Origin of the sequence: Mycobacterium palustre (genome assembly GCF_002101785.1) — a bacterium.
Classification (GTDB): domain Bacteria; phylum Actinomycetota; class Actinomycetes; order Mycobacteriales; family Mycobacteriaceae; genus Mycobacterium; species Mycobacterium palustre.
The window spans coordinates 46863-72763 of sequence record NZ_LQPJ01000106.1 but is presented as its reverse complement, the minus strand read 5'-3'; the positions used below and the strand labels follow the sequence as shown (position 1 = coordinate 72763).

The 25901-nt window shown below is 69.2% G+C and carries 24 protein-coding genes; 7 read left to right on the top strand and 17 right to left on the bottom strand.

The genetic code is table 11. From position 1 onward, the window contains the following. Window positions 1-78: 78 nt before the first annotated feature. The 8 genes from AWC19_RS31200 to AWC19_RS15295 all read right to left on the bottom strand — a co-directional run bounded on the left by AWC19_RS31200 (window position 79) and on the right by AWC19_RS15295 (window position 14234). The gene (locus AWC19_RS31200) at window positions 79-2394 is read right to left on the bottom strand and encodes a PE domain-containing protein (protein WP_085078913.1); all 2316 of its coding nucleotides are present in this window, start codon (window positions 2392-2394) and stop codon (window positions 79-81) included. Window positions 2395-2570: 176 nt separating this feature from the next. After that, on the bottom strand, window positions 2571-4463 hold the full coding sequence (locus AWC19_RS15325) for an ABC transporter family substrate-binding protein (protein WP_169718118.1): 1893 nt from the start codon (window positions 4461-4463) through the stop codon (window positions 2571-2573). A 61-nt stretch (window positions 4464-4524) separates the two neighbouring features. Next, window positions 4525-6414: a translational GTPase TypA gene (gene typA / locus AWC19_RS15320; RefSeq protein ID WP_085078911.1), complete on the bottom strand. Its 1890-nt coding sequence runs from the start codon at window positions 6412-6414 to the stop codon at window positions 4525-4527. 362 nt (window positions 6415-6776) lie between these two features. Further along, a complete protein-coding gene (gene narI, locus AWC19_RS15315) occupies window positions 6777-7508 on the bottom strand; it encodes a respiratory nitrate reductase subunit gamma (RefSeq protein ID WP_085078919.1) in 732 nt (243 codons plus the stop codon). A 10-nt stretch (window positions 7509-7518) separates the two neighbouring features. After that, window positions 7519-8178 carry a nitrate reductase molybdenum cofactor assembly chaperone gene (narJ, locus tag AWC19_RS15310; RefSeq protein ID WP_085078910.1) on the bottom strand — a complete coding sequence of 220 codons (660 nt, stop codon included), beginning with the start codon at window positions 8176-8178 and terminating at the stop codon, window positions 7519-7521. Then, window positions 8175-9833, bottom strand: a complete 1659-nt coding sequence (gene narH, locus AWC19_RS15305) for a nitrate reductase subunit beta (RefSeq protein ID WP_085078909.1) — start codon at window positions 9831-9833, stop codon at window positions 8175-8177. Before narH ends, narJ begins: the two co-directional genes overlap by 4 nt. Further along, a complete protein-coding gene (locus tag AWC19_RS15300) occupies window positions 9833-13528 on the bottom strand; it encodes a nitrate reductase subunit alpha (protein WP_085078908.1) in 3696 nt (1231 codons plus the stop codon). Before AWC19_RS15300 ends, narH begins: the two co-directional genes overlap by 1 nt. A gap of 313 nt (window positions 13529-13841) precedes the next feature. Next, window positions 13842-14234 (bottom strand): (deoxy)nucleoside triphosphate pyrophosphohydrolase, encoded by a 393-nt coding sequence (locus AWC19_RS15295; RefSeq protein ID WP_085078907.1) that lies wholly within the window; start codon window positions 14232-14234, stop codon window positions 13842-13844. Window positions 14235-14260: 26 nt separating this feature from the next. Here AWC19_RS15295 and AWC19_RS15290 point away from each other — a divergent pair, with 26 nt between their 5' ends. After that, entirely contained in the window at window positions 14261-14545 is a 285-nt protein-coding gene (locus AWC19_RS15290; protein ID WP_085078906.1) for a 4a-hydroxytetrahydrobiopterin dehydratase, read from the top strand. Here the strand turns inward: AWC19_RS15290 and AWC19_RS15285 are convergent. Then, window positions 14542-15831, bottom strand: a complete 1290-nt coding sequence (locus tag AWC19_RS15285; RefSeq protein WP_085078918.1) for a mannosyltransferase — start codon at window positions 15829-15831, stop codon at window positions 14542-14544. The two genes, AWC19_RS15290 and AWC19_RS15285, sit on opposite strands and share 4 nt — an antisense overlap. 88 nt (window positions 15832-15919) lie before the next feature. Between AWC19_RS15285 and AWC19_RS15280 the strand changes: the two genes are divergently transcribed. Together AWC19_RS15280 and AWC19_RS15275 are read left to right on the top strand one after the other, a co-directional pair. Further along, window positions 15920-16573, top strand: coding sequence for a hypothetical protein (locus tag AWC19_RS15280; protein WP_085078905.1), 654 nt, complete (start codon window positions 15920-15922; stop codon window positions 16571-16573). A 44-nt stretch (window positions 16574-16617) separates the two neighbouring features. After that, window positions 16618-17685 carry an Rv1157c family protein gene (locus tag AWC19_RS15275; RefSeq protein ID WP_085078917.1) on the top strand — a complete coding sequence of 356 codons (1068 nt, stop codon included), beginning with the start codon at window positions 16618-16620 and terminating at the stop codon, window positions 17683-17685. A 183-nt stretch (window positions 17686-17868) separates the two neighbouring features. Here the strand turns inward: AWC19_RS15275 and AWC19_RS15270 are convergent, their stop codons facing one another. Together AWC19_RS15270 and AWC19_RS15265 are read right to left on the bottom strand one after the other, a co-directional pair. Further along, a complete protein-coding gene (locus tag AWC19_RS15270; protein WP_007169078.1) occupies window positions 17869-18015 on the bottom strand; it encodes a hypothetical protein in 147 nt (48 codons plus the stop codon). After that, complete coding sequence (locus AWC19_RS15265; protein WP_085078904.1) at window positions 18012-18590, bottom strand: HhH-GPD-type base excision DNA repair protein; 579 nt, start codon at window positions 18588-18590, stop codon at window positions 18012-18014. The genes AWC19_RS15270 and AWC19_RS15265 overlap by 4 nt, the downstream gene beginning before the upstream one ends. 59 nt (window positions 18591-18649) lie before the next feature. Here AWC19_RS15265 and AWC19_RS15260 point away from each other — a divergent pair, with 59 nt between their 5' ends. Continuing rightward, window positions 18650-19189 carry a nuclear transport factor 2 family protein gene (locus AWC19_RS15260; RefSeq protein WP_085078903.1) on the top strand — a complete coding sequence of 180 codons (540 nt, stop codon included), beginning with the start codon at window positions 18650-18652 and terminating at the stop codon, window positions 19187-19189. A 34-nt stretch (window positions 19190-19223) separates the two neighbouring features. On the opposite strand, the gene AWC19_RS29195 is transcribed toward AWC19_RS15260, so the two are convergent. Both AWC19_RS29195 and AWC19_RS15255 read right to left on the bottom strand, forming a co-directional pair. Beyond that, window positions 19224-19400, bottom strand: coding sequence for a DUF5302 domain-containing protein (locus AWC19_RS29195; protein ID WP_142281201.1), 177 nt, complete (start codon window positions 19398-19400; stop codon window positions 19224-19226). Between the two features lie 41 nt (window positions 19401-19441). Next, window positions 19442-19885, bottom strand: coding sequence for a PPOX class F420-dependent oxidoreductase (locus AWC19_RS15255; protein ID WP_085078902.1), 444 nt, complete (start codon window positions 19883-19885; stop codon window positions 19442-19444). 32 nt (window positions 19886-19917) lie between these two features. Between AWC19_RS15255 and AWC19_RS15250 the strand changes: the two genes are divergently transcribed. Beyond that, window positions 19918-20439, top strand: coding sequence for a DUF1697 domain-containing protein (locus AWC19_RS15250; RefSeq protein WP_085078901.1), 522 nt, complete (start codon window positions 19918-19920; stop codon window positions 20437-20439). Window positions 20440-20471: 32 nt separating this feature from the next. On the opposite strand, the gene AWC19_RS15245 is transcribed toward AWC19_RS15250, so the two are convergent. Continuing rightward, window positions 20472-20837 carry an Rv1152 family transcriptional regulator gene (locus AWC19_RS15245; protein WP_085078900.1) on the bottom strand — a complete coding sequence of 122 codons (366 nt, stop codon included), beginning with the start codon at window positions 20835-20837 and terminating at the stop codon, window positions 20472-20474. Between the two features lie 47 nt (window positions 20838-20884). Between AWC19_RS15245 and AWC19_RS15240 the strand changes: the two genes are divergently transcribed. Next, window positions 20885-21598, top strand: coding sequence for an SIR2 family NAD-dependent protein deacylase (locus tag AWC19_RS15240; RefSeq protein ID WP_085078899.1), 714 nt, complete (start codon window positions 20885-20887; stop codon window positions 21596-21598). A 94-nt stretch (window positions 21599-21692) separates the two neighbouring features. On the opposite strand, the gene AWC19_RS15235 is transcribed toward AWC19_RS15240, so the two are convergent. From AWC19_RS15235 to AWC19_RS15225, 3 genes are read right to left on the bottom strand one after another with little or no spacing between them, the layout of a single operon-like run. Continuing rightward, complete coding sequence (locus AWC19_RS15235) at window positions 21693-22334, bottom strand: class I SAM-dependent methyltransferase (RefSeq protein WP_085078898.1); 642 nt, start codon at window positions 22332-22334, stop codon at window positions 21693-21695. Continuing rightward, the gene (locus AWC19_RS15230) at window positions 22331-23029 is read right to left on the bottom strand and encodes a TetR/AcrR family transcriptional regulator (RefSeq protein WP_085078897.1); all 699 of its coding nucleotides are present in this window, start codon (window positions 23027-23029) and stop codon (window positions 22331-22333) included. The genes AWC19_RS15235 and AWC19_RS15230 overlap by 4 nt, the downstream gene beginning before the upstream one ends. Window position 23030: 1 nt before the next feature. Next, entirely contained in the window at window positions 23031-25364 is a 2334-nt protein-coding gene (locus AWC19_RS15225; RefSeq protein ID WP_085078916.1) for an MMPL family transporter, read from the bottom strand. A 387-nt stretch (window positions 25365-25751) separates the two neighbouring features. Here AWC19_RS15225 and AWC19_RS31195 point away from each other — a divergent pair, with 387 nt between their 5' ends. After that, window positions 25752-25883, top strand: coding sequence for a hypothetical protein (locus AWC19_RS31195; protein WP_264072425.1), 132 nt, complete (start codon window positions 25752-25754; stop codon window positions 25881-25883). The last annotated feature ends 18 nt before the right edge of the window (window positions 25884-25901 follow it).

The following is a 25901-nucleotide window of genomic DNA, read 5'->3' as shown; positions in this document are numbered from 1 at the left end:
ACACTCAACGCCGCCACAGCGCACTCAGCGGCCTACCACCCATCAGCCGCCTGTAACCAACGTTATGGCCGGGTACAGCTAGGCCACGAACATCCCAGCCACGTCCGCGCCAGCGGCCAGGCTTTGGTCGAAGATGCCCTCCAGGCCGCCGATGTCGCCGGCGTTGAACACCTGGGCTGCGCTGCCGGTCAGGAAAAGCGGCGGTGCCTGTACGCCGCTCAGGAAGCTGTTGACGGTCTGCTCGCCGGTGCTCACGCCCAGGTTGCCCACGTTGAACAGCCGGTTGAGTGCACCGTTGAAGGCGGACGCGGTCCCGAAAGTGCTTGTTTCCCAAGCGATCTCGTTGGTCAACAGGTTGGTGTTGAAATTCACCTCCGATGTCAAGAGGTTGGTCAAAAAGCCGACCTGGCCCGAAGCGAGTCCCTGCAACCCCGCCGTCGGTGCGGCTACCAGCGACGCCCCCAGCGTCAGCCCCGGGGTCGTGGCGAACAGCGAGCCGTTGAGCGCCGCGGTCAACGACGCCTGCAGCCCGGCCGTGTTGATCGCGCCGGCCAGGGCGGCCTGCAGGGATCCATTGCCGGTCAACGACGTTGCCACCGCGCTGATGGCGCTGAGGTCCCACAGGAACTTGGTGTCCACCGCGCCCAGCAGCCCGCCGAGTTCGCCGCCGGCGATCAGGTTGGCCGGGGCGCCCATCGCGAGGCTGGCAACGATGGCGCCGCCGAACGGCAGCTGCGCGCCCAAGAGGCTGTCGAAGGTCGCCTCGGGGATGCCGAGCAACACGGTGTTCCAGAAGTTGAAGAAGGTGTCGAGCGCGCCGCCCAGCGCACCGGTGCCACCGAAGAGCGCCGTCTCCAGCGCCGTCTCCTGGGTCACCACCGCCGTGTTCAAAAGCAGCTCGTTGGTGATCAGCGAGGTATTGAAGCCCACCTCCATCGCCTGCAGCTGCGCGAAGAACGCGGGGATGTTCGGCGCGGTCAACAGCACCTGCCACGGTGCGATCGCGTTGGCGAGCAGCGTGGGCAGCCCGGCCAGCCCGGCGCTGATGCCGCCGTTCAACGCCGCGTTGAGCTGAAGACTCAGACCGTTGAGGCCGACCATGATGTTGGCGCCCAGGGTGGGGCTTAAGCCCAAGGCGGCGCACAGGGCGCCCAGGTTGGCGGGCAAGGCAATTCCACCGCTCAGGGCGGGCAGACCGGCCAGCGTGGCGCCGGTTTGCAGCAGGCCGTTGAGCCCGGCAGTCAGCCCCGCCAGGCTGCCGCCGAAGCCACCCGACAGGGCGGTGCTGATCGCCCCGTTCAGCCCCGACAGGCCGCCGGTCAGGCTGGCCGAAAGCCCGGGGAACGCGGCGCTCAAGCCGCCCGCCAGGTTCGACAGGCTCGCCGCCAGTGTTCCGCCGGTCTGCGTCAGCGCGGCCAGCCCGCCGTTCAAGTCCGCGGCCAGCGTCGCACCGAGCGGCCCCAGCCCCGCCAGGCTGCCGCTCAAGCCCCCGGACAGCGCCGCGTTGATCGCACCGCTCAGCCCCCCGAGCGAACCGCTCAGGCTGGCCGTAAGCCCCGGCAGCGCGGCGGTCAACCCGCCGGCCAGGGCCGGCAGCGCAAGGCCGAGGCTGCTCGCCAGACTCGACAGCCCGCCGCCCACGCTCGCGGCGAACGCGTTACCCAGCTGCGCCAGCCCGGACAGGTTGCCATTCAGGCTGGCCGCCAGTTGCGCGCCGAGCGGCCCCAATCCCGCCAAGCTGGCGCTCAACCCGCCCGACAGCGCGGCGCCGAGCGAGGCGTTCAGGCCGGACAGGCCGCCGGTCAGGCTGGCCGACAGCCCGGGCAGTGCGGCGTTGAACCCGCCCGCCAATCCCGAAAGCCCGGTACCGATGTTCGTCGCGACGGCACCGCCGGTCTGCGCCAGCGCCGCCAGGCCGCTGTTGAAGTCTGTCGCGATCGCCGCACCGAGCGGGGCCAGCCCCCCAAGGTTGGCGCCGAAGGAAGCCGACAGCGCGGCATTGATCGAGGAACCCAGCGCGGCCAGCTCGGTGCTGATCGAGGCGCCCAGCCCCGCCAGCCCGGCGCTGAGGTCCACGGTGAACCCCGGCGCCGCGGCCGCCAATCCCTGCACGACGTTCGCCTCGGCGGTCGCGTAGCTGGCCGCACCGAGACTCAAAGTCTGGACGAATTGCTCGTGAAAGGCCGCCGCCGCTGCGCTAAGCTGCTGGTACCCAACGGCGTGCGAGGAAAATAGTGCGGCGATTTCCGCCGAAACCTCGTCGGCGGCCGCGGGCAGCAACGACGTCGTCGCGGCGGCCGCCGCGACGTTGGCGGATCCGATCGACGAAGCGATGTTCACCAAATCCGTTGCGGCATCAGCGATGAACTCTGGCGCTGCGATGAGAAAAGACACTGCTACCTCCCCGGCTCAACACACGTCGACCGCCCCGCCGGCCCCGATTAGGCGAGTGTCGCGATGGCCGCAGCGTATCGAAGTGCCGGGCTGAAAACGCGTGTTTGCATTAACTCAGTTAAAAGATATTACGAACGATTGTTTCGTAATTAATTCGTTACTTTCGGTCCACCGGCTTACGGCCCGGTTTTGAGCCATTGTCCGGCGTCGCCGACGATGCCGACCGGTACCGCGCCCGACAGGCTGACGTTCTTCACGCTGGGGCCCGCGGCGACGATCGTGGTGTCCTGCAGGATCGGCAGCACGGTCGACATGTTCCACAGCCGCGGTTCGACCGCGGTGATTACGTCGCTGATGCTCTTGGTGCCGTTGAGGGCCGCGTCGATGTTGGACTGGATGCTGCGGTCGCAGATCCCGGTGAGGTTCGACGGCGCTTGCACCAGAGCGCCGGGATCGGGCGGGCGGCTCGGCGGCGCGGGTGTCGGCGTGGTGCCGGTGGTGTTGGGCGCGGCGGGCGGGGTGGAAGCGGCCGGTGTGGAGGTGGCGGCCGTGGCCGCGTTGGAGGTGGGCACCGTCGTCGTCTGCAGCGCGGGACAGCCGTAGCGGGAGGCCAGCAACGTCGCCAGGTTTCCGCCGGCCTGATGCCAGCCGACGATCGCGTCCACCTGGTTGTTGTTCAGCGCGTCGCGGTACAGCAGGACCGGGTCCAACGCCAGCACGTTGGCCGCGATGCCGACGTTGCGCAGCTGGTCGGCGGCGGTATTTGCCACCGCCACCGACGTCGGGTCGTTCGCGGCGACGCCGATGACGAGCGAGAGTTGCTGCCCGTCCTTGCTGATCCGGCCGCGGATCACCTCCGGCGGGCTGGTACCGGCCGGGGTGGGCACCGGGGATGCCGACGCGGTGGTCTCCACCTGGTAGCCCGACGCCGAGAGCAACGCCAGCGCCGCCGGTGTGGTCATCGCGGGCGGCGCCGTCGGCTCGTATCCCGGATCGCTCGGGGAACGGATTTGGGCCTGGGCCAGGGTGACGGTGTTGTCGCTGCCGGCGCCGACGGCGGCCAGCAGGTCGACGTCCAGCAAACCCAGGATCGCCTTGCGGACCTGGGCGTCGGACAGCTTCGGTTCGTTGGCGCGCAGCGTCAGCTGCATGACCCGCGGCGTCACGATGCGCGCGGTGCGAACGTCGGGGATGGCCGACAGCTGGGCGAAGGCCGCGGAGCCGCCGTGCACCTGAGCCACCTGGGTGTCGCCGTTGCGCACCGAATCGGCCAGCGCGGCCGGCGCGCCGGCCCGCCGGAACAGGATCAGGGCCGGCTTGGCGGGCGGCCCCCAGTAGCGGTCGTTGCGGGCGATCAGGATCTCGTCGCGCTGCGGGTCGATGCTCTCCACCCGGAACTGGCCGCCCGTGACCGGCAGGGCCCGGGCCAGTCCGGACGCGAAGCCGCCCGGCACGTCCTTGACGATGTGGGCCGGCAGGATGTTGCTGAACAGCTCCCTCCACGCCGGATACGGCTGCGCGAAGGTGACCACCGCCTGCTTGCCGCCCTCGAGCGACTGCACGCCGGTGATGAGGTCGTATCCGGCCGGGTCGACCACCCCGGGTTGGCTGACCATCTGCCGCCACAGGTACCAGAAGTCGTCGGCGGCAATCGGGGCGTTGTCGGTCCACTGCGCCTCGGGCCGGATCTTGTAGGTCACGGTGAACGGGTTCTGGCTGGTCACCTCGGCCGACACCAGCAGAGTCGGGTCCATCTCCCAGCGCGAGCCCGTCGGGCTGTTGGGGTCGGGCACCGGCCGAAACGCGCTGGGCAACACCAGCGCGCTGATCGCCGCGTTCACCGGCGACAGGTCCGACAGCAGATGCGGGTTGAACCCCGCCCCGATCGAGTCGATGCCCATGATGATCTGGGTGGGCCGCTGCGGCGGCGGCGTCGAATTGTGTGGCGTATCGGTACTTTGCGGCGCCGGCGGGGGGCTGACCGTGCACGCCGCCAGCACCAGGCCGGTCAGCGAGACCACCGCGCCGACCGTCAGAAACATGCGGCGGGCTCGTCTCGGCACGCCCATCAGGGTATCGAGCAGGCGGCCAGCGGCCCGTCCGACCACGCGTGCAGCGGCCACCGAGTTGTTAACCCCGGGCCTTGGCCCGCGCCCGGCTGCGGGCCCGCGCGGTGGCGTCCAGCTCGACCTTGCGGACCCGCACGATCTCGGGGGTCACCTCCACGCATTCGTCTTGCGCGCAGAACTCCATCGCCTGTTCCAGGTCGAGCTCGAGCGGTTTGGCCAGGGTCTCGATGACGTCGGCCGTCGACGACCGCATGTTGGTGAGCTTCTTCTCACGGGTGACGTTGATGTCGAGATCCTCTGCGCGCGGGTTGATTCCGACCACCATGCCCTCGTAGGTGTCCTGGCCGGGCTCGACGAAGAACTGGCCCCGGTCGGCGAGCTGGATCAGCGCGAACGGCGTGATGGTGCCGGAACGGTCCGAGACCAGCGACCCGGTGTGGCGGGCGCGGATCTCCCCCGCCCACGGCCGGTAGCCGTCGAACACGGCATTGGCGATCCCAGTGCCGCGCGTGATCGTGAGGAAATCGGTGCGGAACCCGATCAGGCCGCGGCTGGGCACGATAAAGTCCATGCGGACCCAGCCGGCCGCGTGGTTGGTCATCTCCTCCATGCGACCCTTGCGGGCGGCCATCAGCTGGGTGATCGCGCCGACGAACTCTTCGGGGCAGTCGATCGTCATCGCCTCGAACGGCTCGTGCAGCTGGCCGTCGATCGTGCGGGTCACCACCTGCGGTTTGCCGACCGTGAGCTCGAAGCCCTCGCGGCGCATCTGCTCGACGAGGACGGCGAGCGCGAGCTCGCCGCGACCCTGGACCTCCCACGCGTCCGGGCGCCCGATGTCGACCACGCGGATCGAGACGTTTCCGACCAGCTCCTGGTCGAGGCGGCTGCGCACCATGCGGGCGGTCAGCTTGTGGCCCGGCACCTTGCCCGCCAGCGGCGAGGTGTTGGTGCCGATCGTCACCGAGATCGCCGGCTCGTCGACGGTGATCCGGGGCAGCGCGTGGGCGTGGTCCGGGTCGGCCAGCGTGTCGCCGATCATGATCTCGGGCAGCCCGGCGACGGCCACGATGTCCCCGGCGACCGCCTCGTCGGTGGCGCTGCGCTCGACGCCTTCCGTCGCGAGCAGCTCGGTGATCTTGGCGTTGGTGATGACGGGCAGCCCGTCCACCTCGCGCATCCAGGCGACCTGCTGGCCCTTGCGGAGCTTTCCGTTGTAGATGCGGATCAGGGCGAGCCGACCGAGGAATGTCGACGCGTCGAGGTTGGTCACCAAGGCCTGCAGCGGCGCCTCGGGATCCCCCGACGGTGGCGGGATGTGCTCCATCAGCACGTCGAACAGCGGGTCGAGGTTGTCGGCGGCGGGCACCTCGCCGTCGGCAGGCTGCGTGGTGCTGGCCACGCCGGCCCGGCCGGAGGCGTACAGCGTCGGCAGGCCCAGCGCGTGCTCGGCGGTCTTGGCGGCCTCGTCGTCGAGATCCGATGCGACGTCCAGCAGCAGGTCGTGGCTGGCCTCCACCACCTCTGCGATGCGCGCGTCGGGGCGGTCGGTCTTGTTGACCACCAGGATCACCGGAAGGTTGGCGGCCAGCGCCTTGCGCAGCACGAAGCGCGTCTGCGGCAACGGCCCCTCGGACGCGTCGACCAGCAGCAGCACCCCGTCCACCATGGACAGCCCGCGCTCCACCTCGCCGCCAAAGTCGGCGTGCCCGGGGGTGTCGATCACGTTGATGACCGTGACGGTCCCATCCGGGTTGTGGCGATGCACGGCGGTGTTCTTGGCCAGGATGGTGATGCCCTTTTCCTTTTCCAGGTCACCGCTGTCCATGATGCGTTCCTGGGTGTCGTCACCGCGGTGGTGCAACGCCCCGGACTGCCGCAGCATCGCGTCGACCAGGGTGGTTTTCCCGTGGTCGACGTGGGCGACGATGGCGACGTTGCGAAATGGCACGTCGGAGATTCTGGCAGTCCGGGGCCGTCGATAGCGAACCGGGCGAACCGCACGGGCCGCGCGGCTTCCCATGCAGCCATGGAGTGTGCAGGGCGGCTTTCAGTGTGCGCATGGGGCGGCCCCGCCCGGTGCGTCGGCGCCGAGTATGCAGACGCGACGCCCAGATTGCACACTCAACGGCGGGGAGCCGTTGAGTGTGCAGCGGCGGCTTTCAGTGTGAACACACGGCTTTCAGTGTGAGCAGGCGGCTTTCAGTGTGAGCGTATGGCGGCCCCGCCCGGCGTGTCGTGACCCTATGGTCACACGGATTCCGCGGCGGCGGTGGCCGCGGCTGCGGCCCTCACCAACCGCCGCGGCGGCCCTCACCAGCCGCGGCGGCGCGGCGCCGAGCCGATCAGCTCGTGCTCGTCGACCGCGTCGCGGGTGCGGTACACGATGTAGGGCCGGAATAGGTAGCCCACCGGGGCGCTGAACGCGTGCACCAGCCGGGTGAAGGGCCACAGGGCGAACAGGGCCAGCGCGATCGCGACGTGGATCTGGTAGTAGAACGCGGCGTGGGCCATCAGGTCGCCGCGTGGGTCGAGCATCCAGATCGACCGGAACCAGACCGACACCTTTTGCCGGTAATCGTGCAGCTCGCCGAAGTGGGTGGCACCGGCCAGGGTGCAGCACATCCCCGCCACCAGCGCGCAGAACAGCACGAGGTACATCAGCTTGTCGTTGCGGCTGGTGGCCTGGTAGACGGGTCCCCGCGTGCGACGCCGGTAGATCAGCAGCCCGATGCCGAGCAGGGTGGCGAAACCGGCGGGCACGCCGAGCAGCAGCGCCTGCAGGTGATAGAGGTGATCGCTCATCCCGACCGCCCGGGTCCAGGATTCCGGGACGAACAGGCCCATGACGTGGCCCATGATCACGGCCAGGCTGCCGAAGTGGAACAGCGGGCTGCCGATCGACAGCAGCTTCGACTCATAGAGCTGCGACGAACGGGTGGTCCAGCCGAACTTGTCGTAGCGGTAGCGCCACCAGGTGCCCACGGCCGCGGCCGCCAGCACGACGTAAGGCGCGTCGTCCCAGAAGATTTCGATCAATTTCATGTGCACCACGTCAGGCCCCCCGGTTGCGCTTCGGCGGTACGGTCAACATGAACGGTTGCAGCCCAACGGCTTCGGTGGGCGGACCGGCTTGCGCCAGCCGCTGCGCCCGACGCGCCTCCTGGTCGGTTGCCGACGGCAGCGTCTCGCAGACGGCCGCGATCGTGTGCTCGTAGGGCGACTCGGCATCGGCCAGGGCGCCCCGCAACACGTCGATGGGAACGCGGTGCTCGGTCAGCAGGCGGCGCCCGGCATCGGGGTCGACGGTGGCGGCGAATTCCAGCACGACCGGCAGGTAGTCCGGCGCCTCGGACCGGGGCGGTTCGACGCCGGCGTCGCGGTAGGTGGTGGCGAACGCCAGCATCTCCCGGCCGCGGTTGCGGGTGTCGCCGGCGGTCCAATAGGTCAGGTACATGGTGTTGCGCCGGCGCATGTCGAAGGTCTCGACGTATTCGGTTGCCGCGGCCATCGGTTCGCGCGCGCGCAGGGCCGCCACCGTGCGCCCGAGCAGCGCGGCCGCCGGCCCGTCTATGTGGTCCAGCAGTTCGTCGACGGTGTCCAGTTGGTCGGGCAGGCGGGCGTCGGGATAGGCCAGCAGCAGCGACGCCGCCTGCCACACCACCCGGTCGCGGATCGTCCGGTTGCCGGACCGGTCCTTCGACAGCAGCCTCATCGCGTCACCGGGTTGGGCTCGGGGAACAGCCCCGCGGGTACGCCGTTGCCGTCCCAGTTGAGCAGGTTGACCCGCGACCGGCGAGGGCCCTCCGAGCCGTTAGCGGTTTCACCGAGCTGGCGCTGTTTGAGGGCGTGGAAGGTCTCCACGGCCACCGGCACCGGGGCGCCGCTGCCAGCACCGAAGGGGCCGGGCTCGTACATCCCGGGCCCGCCCTCGCCCGACAGCGAGCAACCCATCTCCTCCAGGTCACGGGCCTGGGCGCTGACCGCGGTTGGAATGACGTATCGCTCTTCGTATTTCGCGATGGCGAGCAGCCGGTACATCTCGTAGATCTGTTCTTCGGTCATCCCGACGGCCTGCGGTATGTGCGGCTGGGTCTCGCGGCCGAGGTTAATGTCGCGCATGTAGGAGCGCATCGCGGCCAGCCGCCGCAGCACCCCCTCGACGACGCCCGTGTCGCCGGCGGTGAACAGTTCGGCCAGGTACTGCATGGGGATGCGCAGCGCGTCGAGCGCGCCGAACAGGTTGCCGAGGTCCTCGCCGTCGTGCCCGTCGCGGCTGACCGCGTCGACCACCGGCGACAGCGGCGGGATGTACCAAACCATCGGCATCGTGCGGTACTCAGGGTGCAGCGGCAGCGCCACCTGGTAGGTGTTGATCAGCGCATAGACCGGGGAGCGCTGCGCGGCCTCGATCCACTCGTCGGAGATGCCGTCGGCCCGCGCGGCGGCGATGACCTCGGGATCGTTGGGATTCAACAGGATTCGGCGCTGGGCCTCGTAAAGGTCGGTGTCGTTTTCCACCGACGCCGCCTCGAGCACCCGGTCGACGTCGTAGAGCACCAGGCCCAGATAGCGCAGCCGCCCCACGCACGTCTCAGAGCAGATGGTCGGCAGCCCGACCTCGATGCGGGGGTAGCACAGCGTGCACTTCTCGGCCTTACCGGTCTTGTGGTTGAAATACACCTTCTTGTAAGGGCATCCGGACACACACATCCGCCACCCGCGGCAGCGGTCCTGGTCCACCAGCACGATGCCGTCCTCGCTGCGCTTGTACATCGCGCCCGACGGGCAGGAGGCCACGCAGGAGGGGTTGAGGCAGTGCTCGCAGATGCGGGGCAGGTAGAACATGAGGGTCTCTTCGAGCTTGAGCTTGACCTCGTCACTGACCTTCTTCAGGATCGGGTCCTCCGCCAGGATCTCCGGCGACCCGGCTAGGTTGTCGTCCCAGTTCGGTCCCCACGACACCTTCATCGGCTCGCCGCTGATCAGGCTTCGCGGCGCGGCCGTCGGGAAGGTGTCACCGGCCGGCGCCGTGGTCAGGTTCTCGTAGTCGTAGGTCCACGGCTCGTAGTACTCGTCGATGGTGGGCAGCTTGGGGTTGGCGAAGATCCGCAGCAGCTTGTGGATGCGGCCGCCGTCACGCAGGCGAAGCCGACCCTTCTTGTCGCGGATCCAGCCGCCCCGCCAGCGCTCCTGATCCTCGTAGGTGCGCGGATAGCCTTGTCCCGGGCGGGTTTCCACGTTGTTGAACCACACGTACTCGGTGCCGCTGCGGTTGGTCCAGGCCTGCTTGCAGGTGACCGAACAGGTGTGGCAGCCGATGCACTTGTCGAGGTTCATCACCATCGCCAGCTGCGCCATTACCTTCACTAGTACGTCACCTCCTGGCTGCGGCGCCGCACCATCGTCACCTCGTCGCGCTGGTTGCCGGTCGGGCCCATGTAGTTGAACCCGAACGACTGCTGGGCATAGCCGCCGGCGAGGTGGCTGGGCTTGATCCGCACCCGGGTCAGCGCGTTGTGGTTGCCGCCGCGCTTGTTGTTGGCCTCGGTACGCGGGGTATCCACGGTGCGTTCCTGTACGTGGTAGACGAACACCACCCCGTCAGGCATCCGGTGGCTGACGATTGCCCGGCACACGTAGATGCCGTTGGCGTTGACCGCCTCGACCCAATCGTTGTCACGCACACCGATTTTCGCCGCGTCCCCAGGGCTCATCCACATCGTCGGTCCGCCGCGGGACAACGAGAGCATGTACAGGTTGTCCTGATAGGTGGAGTGGAACGACCACTTCGAGTGCGGGGTCAGATACCGCACGGTGAGCCCGATCCCGCCGGCACCGTCCGGGGTCGGGCCGAGCTCCGGCTGGCCGAACAGCCGCGCCATGTCCAGCGGCGGGCGGAACACCGGCAGGTGCTCGCCGAGCTCCTCGACCCAGTCGTGGGCCAGGTAGAAGTGCATCCGCCCGGTGAGGGTATGGAACGGCTTGAGGTTTTCGACGTTGATGGTGAACGGCGCGTAGCGGCGACCGCCGGTCTCGCTGCCCGACCACTCCGCGCTGGTGATCACCGGCACCGGTCGCGCCTGGGTATCGGCATAGGTGACGCGGCGCTCCTCGCTGCCCTCGGCCAGGTGCGCCAGCCGCTGACCGGTGCGCTTCTCCAGCTCGCGGAAGCCCTCGACGGCGAGCCGGCCGTTGGTCGTGCCGGACAGCAGCAGCAGCACGTCGGCCATCCGCTCGGCGGTGGTGATGGCCGGGCGGCCCGCCGCCACACCGGAATTCATCACGCCGAACTTGGCGGCCAGTTCCTCGACCTCCCGGACCGGATGCACCGTCACACCCTTGGTGGTCACCCCGAACTGGTCGACGAGCGGGCCCAGGGTCAACCACTTGTCGTAGATCGCGGTGTAATCGCGTTCCACCACGGTGACTTTGGCCATCGTCCGCCCCGGGACCGGGGTGCCGCCGTCGTGCAGCCAATCGTGCTCGGTGCCGTCGGGGTAGGCCATCGCGTCGGGGGTGTCGTGCTGCAGCGCGGTCAGCACCACGTCGCGGCGGGTGCCCAGGTGGCGCTTGGCCAGCGCGCTGAAGGCGCGGGCGATGGCACCGAAAGCGTCGTAGTCCGAACGGGTTTCCCACGGAGGGTCGGTCGCGGCGCTGAACGCGTGCACGTACGGGTGCATGTCGGTGCTGGACAAATCGGCCTTCTCGTACCAGGTGGCCGCCGGCAGCACCACGTCGGACACCAGCGTCGTCGAGGTCATCCGGAAGTCGATCGACATCATCAAATCGAGCTTGCCCTCGGGGATGTCGCCGTCACAGGTCACGTCGACGGGCCGCACCCCGTCCTCCGGCGGCAGCGCCGAAGCGTTGGAATCGGTGCCCAGCAGGTGACGCAGGAAGTACTCGCCGCCCTTGCCTGAGGAGCCGATCAGGTTGGCGCGCCAGACGGTAAGCACCCGCGGCCAGTTGACCGGGTTGTCGGGATCGGTCACGGCGAGCTTGAGGTTGCGCCGCCCGAGTTGCTCGCCGACGTACTCGGCGGCGTCGCGGCCGGCGGCGCGGGCTTCGTCGGCGACGTCCAGGCTGGACCGGTCGAATTGCGGGTAGAACGGGCTCCAGCCCATCGCCACCGAGGAGGCCAGCAGGTCCATCGTGTGCTTGCCCGCGAACCTGCCCCGGCCGACCGGGCTGGTCAGCTTGTCAGCCCCGTAACCGTCGTAGCGCCATTGGTCCGTGTGGGCGTACCAGTAGGAGGCGCCGGGCACCTGCCGCGGCGGGCGCGACCAGTCGGTGGCCATCGCCATCGTCTGGAACCCGGTGAGCGGGCGCACCTTTTCCTGGCCGACGTAGTGGGCCCATCCCCCACCGTTGCGGCCCATCGACCCGGTCAACATCAGCAGCGCCAACACCGCCCGGTAGATGGCGTCGCTGTGGAACCAGTGGCAGATGCCGCCGCCCATGATGATCATCGACCGGCCGCCGGATTCCTCAGCGCTGCGGGCGAATTCCCTGGCGACGCGGATGGCCTGCGCGGCCGACACCCCCGTGATCGGTTCCTGCCACGCCGGGGTGTTCTGCTGGGTGGCGTCGTCGTAGCCGGTGGGCCAGTCCCCCGGCAGCCCGGGCCGGGCGACGCCGTACTGGGCCAGCATCAAGTCGAAGACCGTGCACACCTGGTGCTTTCCGACCTGGAGCACCGGCACGCCGCGCGCGACCGTGGTGCCCTCGCCGTTCACCGTGTCGAAGCTGGGCAGGTGCACCAACGCCGTGCCGGCGCCGTGCCCGTCCCGGACGCTGAGCGCCGGCACCAGGCCGCCCAGGTCGAGGTTCCACTTCCCGACCCCGTCCTCGCCGTACCGGAATCCCAGCGAACCATGAGGAATGGCAACGGAATTCGTCACCTCGTCGAGCACCGCGGGTTTGAGCGAGGCGTTTTCGGTCGCCTGGCCGATGTCGGCCGCCGTGAGGTTCTTGCCCGGCACCAGCATGTCGCCGCGCCGTTCCAGCTTGATCAAGAACGGCAGGTCGGTGTAGCGGCGGGCGAAGTCTAAAAAGAACGGAACCTGTTTTTGCACATAGCATTCCGACAAAATCACGTGGCCCATCGCCATCGCCAGGGCGCCGTCGGTGCCGGCGGCGCAGGGCATCCATTCGTCGGCGAACTTGGTGTTGTCGGCGTAGTCGGGGCTGACCGTCACCACCTTGGTGCCGCGGTAGCGGGCCTCGGCCATCCAGTGCGCGTCGGGGGTCCGGGTGATCGGGACGTTGGAGCCCCACATCATCAAGTACGCCGCGTCCCACCAGTCCCCGGACTCCGGGACGTCGGTCTGGTCGCCGAACACCTGCGGGGAGGCCACCGGCAGGTCGGCGTACCAGTCGTAGAACGACGTCATCGCGGCGCCGATCAGCTCGTAGAACCGCGAGCCGGCGGCATAGGACACCATCGACATCGCCGGGATCGGCGAGAAGCCGGCAACCCGGTCCGGGCCGTAGGTCTTGATGGTGTGCACGTGGGCCGCCGCGATCAGCTCGGTGGCCTCGGCCCAACTGATTCGGATTAGCCCGCCCTTGCCGCGGGCCCGCTGATAGCGGCGGCGGCGCTGTGGGTCCGCCTGGATGTCGGCCCATGCCAGGACCGGGTCGCCCAGCCGCCGCTTGGCCTCGCGGAACATCTCGACCAGCACGCCGCGGGCGTACGGGTAACGCACCCGGGTGGGCGAGTAGCTGTACCACGAGAACGACGCGCCCCGCGGACAGCCGCGCGGTTCGTATTCGGGCCGGTCGGGCCCCACCGACGGGTAGTCGGTCTGCTGGGTCTCCCAGGTGATGATCCCGTCTTTGACGTAGATCTTCCACGAGCACGACCCGGTGCAGTTGACGCCGTGCGTGGAGCGCACCACCTTGTCGTGGCTCCACCGGTCGCGGTAGAACACGTCACCCTCACGGCCACCCCGCCGGGTGACGGTGCGCAAATCGGCGGAGAACCGCCCCGGAGTAAAAAATCGTCCGCTGCGCTCCAGGAGCTCCTCGATCGGTCCACCAATGTGAGGTGTGACGGTCAAGTGGTCAAGCCTCCTACTCAAGTGACGTCGCGCCTCGCCGCCGGGCCCGGCATGCGTTCGACCCGGCTGTTCTGTTCGTTGGGAGGCCTGCGCGGCCTACAAGATTCGCCGGGCGTAGGTTTTTAGCCCGAGCCGTGCCATCGACCTGCGGTTTCGCGGCCCACAGGCGTCGGGGTGACCACGCGTATCGCTCTCGGCATGCAGATCGAGAATAAGGGTCCTTGTTGGCTGTTACCTCCCGATTTCACGCGTGTCAGCTGCGATGGCGCTGTAGGTTCCCTGGACGGCGGCTGTGGACTCCATTTGAGCCTGCTCACAGCGCCCTGGCAAGATCCGCCAGCCAGCCCCGATCGGCGGGCACCCAGTCGACGTCGTACAGCTCGGCCGCCGTCACCCAGCGCAACGCCCGGTGGTCGTGCGGGCGCGGTTCGCCGCGCAACAGCCGTACCTGATACGCGCGCAACGTCATCGCCCCGTCCAGCGCGACGTCGGCGCCGAGGCGGTCGCCCACCGCGACGTCGCCGATGCCCAACCCCAGCTCCTCGGCCAGCTCGCGCGCCAGCGCGTCGCGTTCGGTCTCGCCGGGCGCGACCTTGCCGCCGGGCAGTTCCCAGCGCCCCGCCAGCTCCGGGGGCCGGGCGCGTTGGGCCACCAGGACCGCGGATCCACTGATCACGGCCCCCGCGACGACGATCTGGGTCGGCATGGCCTGTGACGGTATACGGTCGAGACATGGCTGTGTTATCGGATGAGGAAGTAGACGCCGCACTGCCCGACCTCGATGGATGGGAGCGTTCCGGCGGGGCGCTGCGCCGGTCGATCAAGTTCCCGACGTTTCTTGACGGCATCGACGCCGTGCGCCGGGTGGCCGAGCACGCCGAGAGCAAGGACCATCACCCGGATATCGACATCCGTTGGCGGACGGTGACTTTCGCGCTCGTCACGCACTCGGAGGGTGGCATTACCCAAAACGACATCGCGATGGCGCGCGACATCGACGGCATCGTCGGCGGCTAAGCCTCGGTCTCGCGTCTTCCGGTGGCGGCGATCCAGATCAACGTGGCGATCGCGGCCACGATGTAGACCAGCCCGGCCCACGCCAGATACCAGGGCCGGCCCAGCTGCCAGATGGTCGGCTGGGCAAAGCTGAGCAACCACGGCACGCCGATCATGGTGAGCGCCAACCACCCCCAGCCCACCACCCGCGCGCCGGGGCGCTCGCGCGGTGGCCCGTGAATCGCCCAGATCATCAAGGGCACCAGCCACACCCAGTGATGCGTCCAGGAGATCGGCGAGAACAGCAGCCCGAAGATCTCGACCACCAACAGCTTGCCCAGGCGATCCGACGACTCCAGCGCCCGCCATGCCAGGAAGGCCAGGACGGCGGTGACGGCGATGGCGCCGAGCACGAGGGGACCGAAGCCGGCGTCGTGACCCAAGATCCGCGAAATCCCGCCCCGCCAGGACTGGTTGAACGAGGTCGCGACCGGCCCCACCCGATGCGCGTCGCCCAGCAGGTCGGCGAAGTAGTGGCGCGTCTGATCCCCGACCAACCACACCGACACCGCGATGGTCGCGACGAACACGGCGACCGAGCACGCCGCGACGGCCCACCGCCGGACCCCGAGGAAATACACGCCGGAGATCGCCGGCGTCAGCTTGATCCCGGCCGCCACCCCGACCAGCAGCCCCGATAGCCACCACCGGGTGGTATAGACCGCCCACAGCACCGCGAGCATGAGCAACACGTTGATCTGGCCGTAGTCGAACGTGCTGCGCAGCGGCTCGATCCAGATGCCGACCGCCGTCCACAACATCGCGACGCGGCGGCCGGCGCCGGCGGGCACGCCCAGCAAGCGCTGGCTGATACGGATCGCGCCGTACAACGCGGCCATCGTCGCGAGCTGCCATCCGAACGCGACGAGCCCGAACGGCAGCAGGTGCAGCGGATAGAAGACGACGGCCGCGAACGGTGGATAGGTGAACGGCAGCGGGAAGTCCGGCGTCTGGTCGGCGTAGACGTAGCTGTACAGGGCGCCGGGATGGTCGAGGGCCGCGGCGCCGCCCAGGTAGACGTGCAGGTCGACGAAGTTGGCGCCGTTGGGCGCCAGGTAGGTCCAGGCGAGCCGCGCGATCACGCTGGCGATCAGCAGCAGCGGCGCGGCGGCCTGCGGCCGGCGCGTGAGCCGCCGCCCGCGGGGTGCCGTCGGCGCGGCGGTGGCGTCGAGGGTGGGGTCTATCTGCCCGACTCTAGCGAGCGCCGCGCCCGCCCGGTCACCGCCGTCACTCGTATCGGTAACGATCAAATAAATGCCACACGTGTCACTTGAGTCACTTCAGTATCAAAGTAGCTTCGGCCTCGGGACCTGTCATCGACAACCAGGGAGAATCATGCCAACCATTTGGACCTATCTGCGTGCAACCGCCGTCGTGGTCGGTTCGTCCGCAGCACTGCTGACGGGCGGAATCGCCCACGCCGACCCCGTGCCGGCCCCGCCGGTGCCGAACATTCCGCAACAGCTGATCAGCTCGGCGGCCAACGCACCGCAAATCCTGCAGAACCTCGCCACCGCCCTCGGCGCCACCCCGCCGGCGGCGCCGTCCGCTCCCGGCATCACCTTCCCGGGGGTGCCGTCGGCGGCCTCGCCGGCGCAGTCTCCGGCGTCGGTGCCGTCGATTCCGGGGCTCACCCCGGCTTCGCCCGCGGCGCCGGCGGCAACCACGCCGGGCCTCCCGGGGCTGGGTTCGATCCCGGGCCTGACGCAGCAGGCGCCGGCGGCGCCCGCCGCCCCGACGATCCCGGGGCTGCCCGCCATTCCGGGGCTTTCGGCGCCGGCGGCCCCCGCCGCGCCGGCCGCCCCGCAGATCCCGCAGGCGAAGGTGGACATGCCCGCGCTGCCGTCAAACCTGCCGGTCACTGTGCCCGCGCAGCTGACCCTTCCGCAGGATCTGTCGGCGCTGACGGGCCACGCTCCCGCGGCACCGGCCGCACCGGCGCCGGCGCTTCCCAACCCGATGTCGCCGCTGCTTTCGGCCATTCCGTGAGCAGACCGTAGACCGCCCACCCACAACATATGACCGGAGGAACCGTGGCGAACAGTTGGAACACACGTAAAGGTTTGGCCGCTTTCGTCATGGCGTCGGCTGCCGCGTTCGGGATGAGCCCGAGCGCGGCGGCCGATCCGGCCGCACCGCCGCCTGCACCGCAGGCGACTTCCCCTCAACAACTCCCGGGCCTGCCGGCGCTCTCGCAGCTCAGCCCGATCATCCAGCAGGCGGCCAGTGACCCGACGCAGGCGACACAGCTGCTGATGGCCGCCGCGCAAGCGTTCAGCCACAATCCCACGGCGCCCACCGAGTCCAAAAACGTTGCGGCGTCGGTCAATCAGTTCGTGCAGGAACCCGGCGCTCCCGGTGGCGGCACCCCGCCCGACACCGCGCCGACGCAGCACGTGCCGGCGGCGGGCATCGAGCCGGGCCTGCAATCCCACCTGCCGCAGGGCATCGATCCGGCTCACGCGGCCGGGCCGGCGCCCGCCGCGGCGCCCCCCGCGCCCGCCGCGGCGCCGCCGGCCACCCCGTCCGCACCGCCGGCCGCCGCTCCGGCCACCCCGTCCGCACCTCCGGCCGCCGCTCCGGCCACCCCGTCCGCACCTCCGGCCGCCGCTCCGGCACCCGGGCCCGCCGAACCCGCCGCGGCGCCCGCGCCGGCACCCGCCCCGGCCGCTACTGCCGGCCTCGGGCCCGACGCCCCGCCGACGCAGGACTTCATGTACCCCTCGATCGGCACCAACTGCCTTGCCGACGGCAGCAGCGCGATCGCGACCGCGCTGTCGGTGGCGGGGCCGGCCAAGATTCCCACACCCGGCCCGGGTCCCGGCCAGACCGCCTACGTGTTCACCGCCGTCGGCACCCCCGGCCCCGCCGAGGTGCAGAAGCTGCCGCTGAACGTCACCTGGGTGAACCTGACCACCGGTAAGTCCGGCACCACTGCGCTCAAGCCGCGCACCGACATCAACGGCGACGGGCCGACGACGCTGACCGCGATCGCCGACACCGGCTCGGGCAGTATCATGTCGACCATCTTCGGGCAGGTCACCACCAAGGAACGGCAGTGCCAGTTCATGCCCACCATCGGATCGACGGTGGTGGCCTAGCTAGCCCGCGATCCGTCTTCCGGATCTCGCGGCGATGATGGGCCCGAGGCCGGGCGGGCCGCGAAAGACGCGGCGCAACAAGACTTTCAGCGCGGCGAAGAGCGCTGGCTCGGAAGCTGTCGGCCGACGATCGGCGCCCGTTCCTGCGGGTGTCGTGTCAGCTGTCGGCCACCGAGGACGGCGCTAGTACGCCATGAACAAGATGGCGTCGCGGTCGTACTCCAGGCCGGGATGAACGCTGGCGAGGTGAGCCTGGGTCAGTTCGACCAGTTCATCCTCGTCCTTGCCGACGATGGCCTCGCCGCACGGGCACGTTAGGTGTGTCTTCACGTTGCCGCCTTTCCCTTCGCTGCCGCCTTCATCTGCTTTTTGTACGACCGCACCTGACCTAGTGAACGTTCGTCGACGATATCGGCGACGGACAGGTGGGTGCCCTCCTTGCCGAAATCGCCCGCCGCCGCGCGCCAGCCCTTCGGCGTCACGCCGTACTGCTTGCCCAGCAGGGCCAGGAAGATCTTCGCCTTCTGCTCGCCGAACCCCGGTAGCCCCTTGAGCCGCCGCAGCAGCTCCGGGCCGTCGGGCTCGCCGGCCGTCCACAACCCGGCCGCGTCGCCGTCGTAGCGGTCCACGATGATCTGCGCCAGGGCCTGGATACGCTTGGCCATCGATCCCGGGAACCGGTGCACCGCGGGCCTTTCGGCGCACAGCGCGGCGAACTTCTCCGGGTCGTACTCGGCGATTTGGGCGGGGTCCAGGCCGCCCATCCGGTCCGCGATCTTCTTCGGCCCCGCGAAGGCCGTCTCGAAGGTCACCTGTTGATCAAGAAGCATCCCGATCAGCAATGCGAACGGGTCGTCGTCCAGCAGCGCGTCTGCCTCGGGATCTTGAGCGAGCCAAAGTTTCACCGTCTCAGACCAACCTTTCCGCTGACCACCCTACGACCTGACCGCGGGGTTACCGTGGCGTGGTGGTGGATGAAGCCAGATTGGCACGGATGCTCGCCCGGGACGAACTGCTTGAGCTCGTCAACAGCTATTGCCGGGCCGTCGACCGCGCCGATTACGAGGCGCTTCGAAACCTGTATCACCCCGACGCGACCGACGCGCACGGTTCGTTCTCCACCGGCGGCGTCGAACAGTTCATCGCACAGCTGCAGGCCGCGGAGCCGTATGTGCGTGTCTCCCAACACAACATCACCACCACGAACTTCGCGATCGAGGGCGAAACGGCCCGCGGTGAGATCTACTGCCTGGTGTTTCACACCTTCGCCGGTCCCGAACACGACCTCGACGTCATCATCGGCGGCCGCTACCTGGACACCTACGCCAAGCACGACAGCCGCTGGAAGTTCGGCCGGCGCACCATCGTGGCGGACTGGGCGTACCAAAACGCCCCATCCCAGGTGAACTTCGGACACCCCAGCACCCGGGGCAGCCTGCGGGGCAAACCCGGCCAGGCCGACCCTTCGATCGGGCTGTTCACACCGCCCCGGGCGCCGGGGTAACGACCCGGAGGCCCTGCGCGACAACCCTTCCGGGCTAGCCGCTCTTGCGGCGGAACTCGCGGCGGCTCTCCACCGGACCGTGGGCCCGCGGTTGTTTGTCGCCACCGTCCTTGTGGTCGGACCCGCCCGAGGACTTGGCGTTCTTGCGGTCGAGGGCTTCGCGGAACTTGCGCTTGGTGTCGTCCTCTTGCCGGGGCTTCGATGCGGCCATTGCGGCAGCCTAACCCCCGCCGGCGCGCATGGCTCGTAAATTCAGCGCTTGCCCGGGGGCATGCCGTAGACGTGGGCGATCGGCAACGTCAGCACCACACGTCGGTCGGTGACCATCGCCCGGCGGTACTCGTCCCAGTCCGGATGTTCGCCGGCGATGTTGCGATACAAGGCAACCAGCGCCTCGACGGTCTCATCGCCGGGCGCGGCCGCGGGAGGGGTGAGCTCGGCGATGCCCTCGGCCACCGCATACGCCCATCCGTCGTCGGCGTCGACCAGGATCGAGGCCCGGGGGTCGCGGCGCAGGTTGCGGGTCTTGGCGCGCGGCTCGGTAATAGACACCTGCACCGCCACGCGACGCGGGTCGAAGTAGTACCGGACGTTCGACAGCTGCGGGCGCCCGTCGCGTTTGATGGTGGCCAGCACCCCCAGGGAATTCCCGCTGATCACGGCCAACAGCTTGTCGTCGAACACCTGGCGTCCCATGGGAGAAGCCTACGTCGTGGTGGAATCGGTAAATGACGACATACGCGGCGTTCCTGCGCGGGGTCAACGTCGGCGGCGTCAACCTCAAAATGTCCGAGGTGGCGGCCGCGCTGACCGACGCCGGTTTCGGCGAGGTCCGCACCATCCTGGCGACGGGCAACGTGCTCCTGGAGTCGACGGCGGGGGCCGCCGCGGTGCGCAAGAAGGTCGAGGCCGCGCTGCGCGAGCGGTTCGGCTACGACGCGTGGGTGCTGGTGTACGACGTCGACGCCGTCGCCGCCGTCGCCGACGCCTACCCCTTCGAGCGCGAGGTCGAGGGATATCAGTCGTACGTCACCTTCGTGGCCGACGAAGCGGTGCTCGACGAACTGGCCACGCTGGGCGAAGCCGCCGGCCCCGAGGAGAAGATCCGCCGCGGCGACGGCGTCCTCTACTGGCAGGTGCCCAAGGGCAGCACGCTCGACAGCACCATCGGCAAGACGATGGGCAAGCCGCGCTACAAGTCCTCGACGACGACCCGCAATCTACGCACGCTGGCCAAGGTGCTGCGATGAGACCAATAGCCTAGAGCCGCAAGCGAATTGACTTAGTCGTCGGGCACGTTGGTCAGGTAGCGCATCGCGTCGGACTTGGTCAACCCCAACGCGCGGGCCACCTCGACGTACTCCTTGGCCGCGGCCGCCATCGCCGCGTCGGTGGGGTCGAAACGCGAGATGAAAGTGCCGAACCGGCCGCGGGTTTCGACGATGGCCGCCGACTCCAGCTCGCGGTAGGCGCGGGCGACGGTGTTGGCGGCGACGCCGAGCTGGCCGGCCAGGTCACGCACCGTGGGGAGCCGGGTGCCCGGCGGCAGCGCTCCGCTCCGGACGCCGTCGATGACCTGGGTCCTGAGCTGGTCGAACAGCGGCTTGCCCGCCTTGACGTCCACCCGTATCAAATCCCGCAGCTCCACACGACCAGTATCACCCAGTACTCGCCGCACACGACTATGTTTGTGGGATGCGTGTGACGGTGCTCAGCGGCGCGGGGATCTCGGCCGAGAGTGGCGTGCCAACCTTCCGCGACGACAAGAACGGATTGTGGGCCCGTTTCGACCCCTACGAGCTGTCCAGCACGCAAGGCTGGCGCGACAACCCCGAACGGGTCTGGGGCTGGTACCTGTGGCGCCACTACCTGGTGGCCAAGGTGCAGCCCAACCCCGGCCACCGCGCGATCGCGGCCTGGCAGGACCATGCCGAGGTCAACGTCATCACCCAGAACGTCGACGACTTGCACGAGCGCGCGGGCAGCGCGCCGGTGCACCACCTGCACGGCAGCCTCTTCGAATTCCGTTGCGAGCGCTGCGATTTGCCCTACACCGGCGCGCTGCCGGAGATGCCCGAACCGGCGATCGAGGTGGAGCCGCCGATCTGCCACTGCGGGGCGATGATCCGGCCCGACATCGTGTGGTTCGGCGAGCCGCTGCCCGACGAGCCGTGGCAGCGCGCGGTCGAGGCCACCGAAGCCGCCGACGTGATGGTGGTGGTGGGGACGTCGGCGATCGTCTACCCGGCGGCCGGCCTGCCGGACCTGGCGCTGTCGCGCGGCGTGGCCGTCATCGAGGTGAACCCCGAGGCCACACCGTTGACCCGCAGCGCCACGATCAGCATCCGCGAGACGGCGAGCCAGGCGTTGCCCGGGCTGATGCAGCGCCTGCCCGCGCTGCTGGGATAGCTCGCGCCCGTCCCCTCGCCCGCCGAGACTGCGCACAGATCGCGGTTCGTCCCGCAGCAAACCAGGCGCTGGGCGCAGTCTCGGCGCACCGAACTCAAGGCCTGCGCGCGCGGCCCAGCGCCAGCTCCGACACCGGCAGCGGCGCCCAGATCGGCAACGTCCACTCCCGCCGCGAAGAGTCCACCTCGAACCCCGCCTCGACGATCGCGCGCTCGGTGTCGCGATGGGTGTGACAGTTGCCGAACAGCCTCGGCCACAACGTCGCGTCGGCGATCCGCTGCCACCGGCCCCGCCCGCCGCCGCTGGCCACGTGCTCGAGATAACGCAGCTGCCCACCGGGGCGCAGCAGCCCATACAGCCGCCGCAGCACCCCGACCGGGTCGCGGACCGAGCACAGCACCAGCGAGCACACCACCGCGTCGAAGGGCTCGCCGTCGCTGAATCCCTCGGCGGTGTCGCCGATCACGACGACCGGCACCGGGGCCGTGGCGGCCGCGACGCGGGCCTGCGCGGCCAGCCGCGGCTCGGGCTCCACCGCGATCACCTGCCCGACCGTCGCCGGGTAGCTGGCGAAGTTCGTCCCGACGCCCGCGCCGACCTCGAGCACCCGGCCCGACAGCCCCGCCAGGTTCTCCCGGCGCAGGGCTCGCACCGCCTCGGTTTCATGGCTGGCGACGACGGGCCAGATGCGCGCGAAGAACGGATTGTCGATGCGCGACGCGGCTGCTTGCGTCATGCCCGGGGCTCTTGCGGCGGCCGATGCGCCGTCACCCAGGACGCCAGCTTCTGCGGCGTGGCGTCGGCCCCGCAGTACCCGAGCACCAGTTGCCCGCAGAAGACGGCGGACAGCACCCGGTCGGCGAAGGCGTCGGCATCGCCGAAAGGCAAGTGCGGCTTGGCAATCAGCATGGCCGCCACCCCGTGCGCCGCGCTCCACAGCTCCAGCGCGACGGTGGTCGGGTCGTCGGGCCGATAGATGCCCTCGTCCATCAGTTTCTGCACGGTCGCCCGCATGTGCCTGAACGCCGAGCTGTCCAGCGTCGTGTCGATGTCGCGTCCGGAACGCCACTCACCCATCGTGGCGATCCGGTACAGCTCCGGGTTTTGGGTGGCGAAGCGCACGTAGGCCAGCCCCTGGGCGCGCACCACCTCGACCGCGGACGTGTGCTCGGCGGCCGCGCGCAGCATCTCCAAATTGAGCTTTTCGAAGTAGCGGGCGCACACCGCGTCCATCAGGGCGTCTTTGTCGGCGAAATGCAAATAGATCGACGGCGGGGTAACACCGACGCGTTGGGCGACCGACCGGATCGACACCGACCGGGCGTGACCGGTTTCCAGCAGCAATTCGGTTGCGGCGTCCAGGATTTCGTCGCGGAGCCGATCGCCGGACCCGCGGGGGGCCCGGGCGCGGCGAAGGCCGTCGACCGGCACGCTAACCAACTTTGGTCACCGGCTCCCTGACCGCGCGTCCATTGTGTTGCACCGGCTCCCCGGGCGGCTCCTCGTGCGCGGCCTGTTCGGCCGGTCCCTCGCTGATGCCGAACCGCTCGTGCAGCCACACCAAAGGCTTTGGCGCCCACCAGTTCCAGCGGCCCATCACGTGCATGAACGCCGGAACCAGCACCATCCGCACCAGCGTCGCATCGACGAACACGGCGAGGGTAAGCCCCAGGCCGAACATCCGCATGAACGACACGTGCGCGGCGATCAGCGCGGCGAACGACATCGACATCACCAACGCGGCGGCGGTGATCACCCGGCCCGTGCGGGCCACACCGTGTGCCACGCTCTCGTCGTTGGCGGCGTGGGCCTCGGCGGCGCTGACCTTCGCCGGCCGGGCGGCGCCGGAGGCCAGCCAGTATTCGCGGATGCGGGAGATCAAAAACACCTCGTAGTCCATCGACAACCCGAACGCGATGCAGAACAGCAGCACCGGCATGTTCGCCACCAGCGTGCCGCTCGGGGTCGTTCCCAGCGCGCCCAGATGGCCGTCCTGGAAGATCCACACCAGCGCGCCGAACGCCGCGGTCAACGACAGCACGTTGCACAGCAGGGCCTTGAGCGGCAGCACCGCACTGCCGGTCAGCAAAAACAGCAGCACGAACGTGATCGCCGCCATCAACCCAAGCACCAGCGGCAGCCGCTCCATCACCGCGTCGACGCTGTCGCGGTTGACCTGCGCGACGCCGGCCATCTGGACGGGCCGGCCGTGGGGCCCCGGCACCCGGTGCAGCCGCGTCAGCTGCGTGTCGGACGCCTCAGAGAACAGCGGCGCGGTGCTGTTGACGGTCAGGAAGGCACTGCCGTCGGCCAACCCGGTCGCACCCGTCGGCGGACCCACCCGTTGCCCGTGCACGAAGGCCCCGCCGGGCGCCGACACCGCCGACACGTCGACGACCCGCGACAGGTCGGCGGCGTAGCTGTCGAGGGCCGCCGGGTCCAGGCCCCGGGCGTCGGGGATGACGACGGGCACCGCGGTCGCGGAGTCGTTGGCAAAATTGCCGCGCAGCTGGTCGCCGACCTGATGCGCCGACGCCGACCGCGGCAGCACCCGGTCGTCCGGGAACCCCCATTTGACCTGGGTGAAGGGAAGGCCGAGGAGGAGCAGCAACGCGACGACGGCCAGGCCGATGGGCAGCCAGCGTCGCATCACGAACTTGCTCGACCGGTACCAGAACAACGCCTCGACCGGCTTGTGCGCCGGCTCCGGGCGGCCCAGCAGCCGCCGCAATCCCCGCCGCACGTCCAGCGCGTCCAGCCGCGTACCGAGCAGCACGATCGCGGCCGGGGTGATCACGATGGACGCGGTCGCGACGAACGCGACCGTGGCCACACCGGCATAGGCGAACGACTTGAGGAAGTACATCGGGAAGGCGACCGTCGCCGACATCGACAACGCCACGGTGACCGCGGAGAACAGCACGGTGCGGCCCGACGTGACCATCGTCCGGATCAGCGCCTGGTTGCGGTCGCCGCCCTCGGCCAGCTCGTCGCGATAGCGGCTGAGGATCAGCAGCGTGTAGTCGATGGCGAGCGCCAGCCCCAGCGCGGTGCTCAGGTTGAGCGCGAAGATCGAGACTTCGGTGGTGAAGGTGACCAGCCGCAGCACCGACATCGAGCCGACGACGGCCAAGGCGCCCAGCGTCATCGGCAGCGCCGCGGCCAGCAGCCCGCCGAACACCCAGACCAGCACCACGAAGCTGAACGGGATCGCGATCATCTCCATGACGACGAGGTCGTCCTGGTTTTGCCTGTTGATCTGGGCGTACTCCATCGCCGCGCCCCCGGCGCGCACGGTGACGCCGTCACGGTCGTGGGCGAACTGCTCCGCCAGGGTCTGGGCGTTTTTCTGGACGTAGTTCTCGCCGCCCTTGAGATTGACGACGATCAGGCCGGACTTGCCGTCTTCGCTGGTCAGGCCGGCGGCGGCCGGCGGCGGCGCGGTCCACGCCGAGGTCACGTTGTAGACCAGCGGCGACCCCTGCAGGGCGCCGACCAGGTCGGAAGCCACCTTGCGGGCCCGTCCGCTGTTGGCGCCGTCGGGAGAGGTGACGACGATCAGCATCTGCTGGCCGCTCTGGCCGAACTTGTCGGTCAGGGTCGCGATGGCGCGCGCCGACTCCGAATTGGGGTCCTGGAAGCCCCCGGGGGAAAGGCTCTTGGCGACGGGAATGCCGAAGATCGCGGCGACAACGAACACCAAGACGCCGACTCCGATAATTCGTCGCGGCGCCGCGATGGCCAGTCGAGCGATCGCTCCCAGCATGGTCCGGTCCTTCCCCCGCCCGGTGCCGGTCACGCTCCCCCGCCACCCGTCCGCGGTAACTTATCAGCGGTAACTTACAGGTGTCAAACAACACTATCGTTTAAGACGGCCGCGCATGGCCGGTTGGTTCAAAACCGTTCAAAAGCCCGTCAGAAGCCGTTCAGAAGCCCCCTGAAGCCCTGCGGAAGCCCCCTAGCGGCCGCTCAGCGGGCCCCCCTCACAGCCGCGCCGCCCCCGAGAGCCTGGCGGGGAAAACGGCCGGCGCCGGGGCGCCCCGGGGCCGCGATCGGAGGCCGACGGCCGGCAAACCTACCCGTCGGTAAATTGCCACAATTTTCCGAATCGTGACTCAAAGATTCCTTAAGGGTGGCCCATACGCTCAGTGTCATGTGGATCGACGACTCGAGTGCCGACGTCATCAAGGCTGACTTCGACGCCCTCTACCACGGCGACATGCTGGTGGAAGGCGTGACCTCGGAGCAGCTCGACGATTGGCACCCGTTGCCTACGGCAAGCTGACCGATCATGAGCGTGTTA

Bases quoted from the DNA above. Each gene is read 5' to 3' on its own strand.
- AWC19_RS31195 (WP_264072425.1), top strand. From the start codon at position 25,752: ATGTGGATCGACGACTCGAGTGCCGACGTCATCAAGGCTGACTTCGAC.
- AWC19_RS15295 (WP_085078907.1), bottom strand. From the start codon at position 14,234: ATGCCGACCCAGATCGTCGTCGCGGGGGCCGTGATCAGTGGATCCGCG.
- narJ (WP_085078910.1), bottom strand. From the start codon at position 8,178: ATGAGGCTGCTGTCGAAGGACCGGTCCGGCAACCGGACGATCCGCGAC.
- AWC19_RS15290 (WP_085078906.1), top strand. From the start codon at position 14,261: ATGGCTGTGTTATCGGATGAGGAAGTAGACGCCGCACTGCCCGACCTC.
- AWC19_RS15240 (WP_085078899.1), top strand. From the start codon at position 20,885: ATGCGTGTGACGGTGCTCAGCGGCGCGGGGATCTCGGCCGAGAGTGGC.
- AWC19_RS15225 (WP_085078916.1), bottom strand. From the start codon at position 25,364: ATGCTGGGAGCGATCGCTCGACTGGCCATCGCGGCGCCGCGACGAATT.
- AWC19_RS15250 (WP_085078901.1), top strand. From the start codon at position 19,918: ATGACGACATACGCGGCGTTCCTGCGCGGGGTCAACGTCGGCGGCGTC.
- AWC19_RS29195 (WP_142281201.1), bottom strand. From the start codon at position 19,400: ATGGCCGCATCGAAGCCCCGGCAAGAGGACGACACCAAGCGCAAGTTC.
- AWC19_RS15235 (WP_085078898.1), bottom strand. From the start codon at position 22,334: ATGACGCAAGCAGCCGCGTCGCGCATCGACAATCCGTTCTTCGCGCGC.
- AWC19_RS15280 (WP_085078905.1), top strand. From the start codon at position 15,920: ATGCCAACCATTTGGACCTATCTGCGTGCAACCGCCGTCGTGGTCGGT.
- AWC19_RS15325 (WP_169718118.1), bottom strand. From the start codon at position 4,463: ATGGGCGTGCCGAGACGAGCCCGCCGCATGTTTCTGACGGTCGGCGCG.
- AWC19_RS15255 (WP_085078902.1), bottom strand. From the start codon at position 19,885: ATGGGACGCCAGGTGTTCGACGACAAGCTGTTGGCCGTGATCAGCGGG.
- narI (WP_085078919.1), bottom strand. From the start codon at position 7,508: ATGAAATTGATCGAAATCTTCTGGGACGACGCGCCTTACGTCGTGCTG.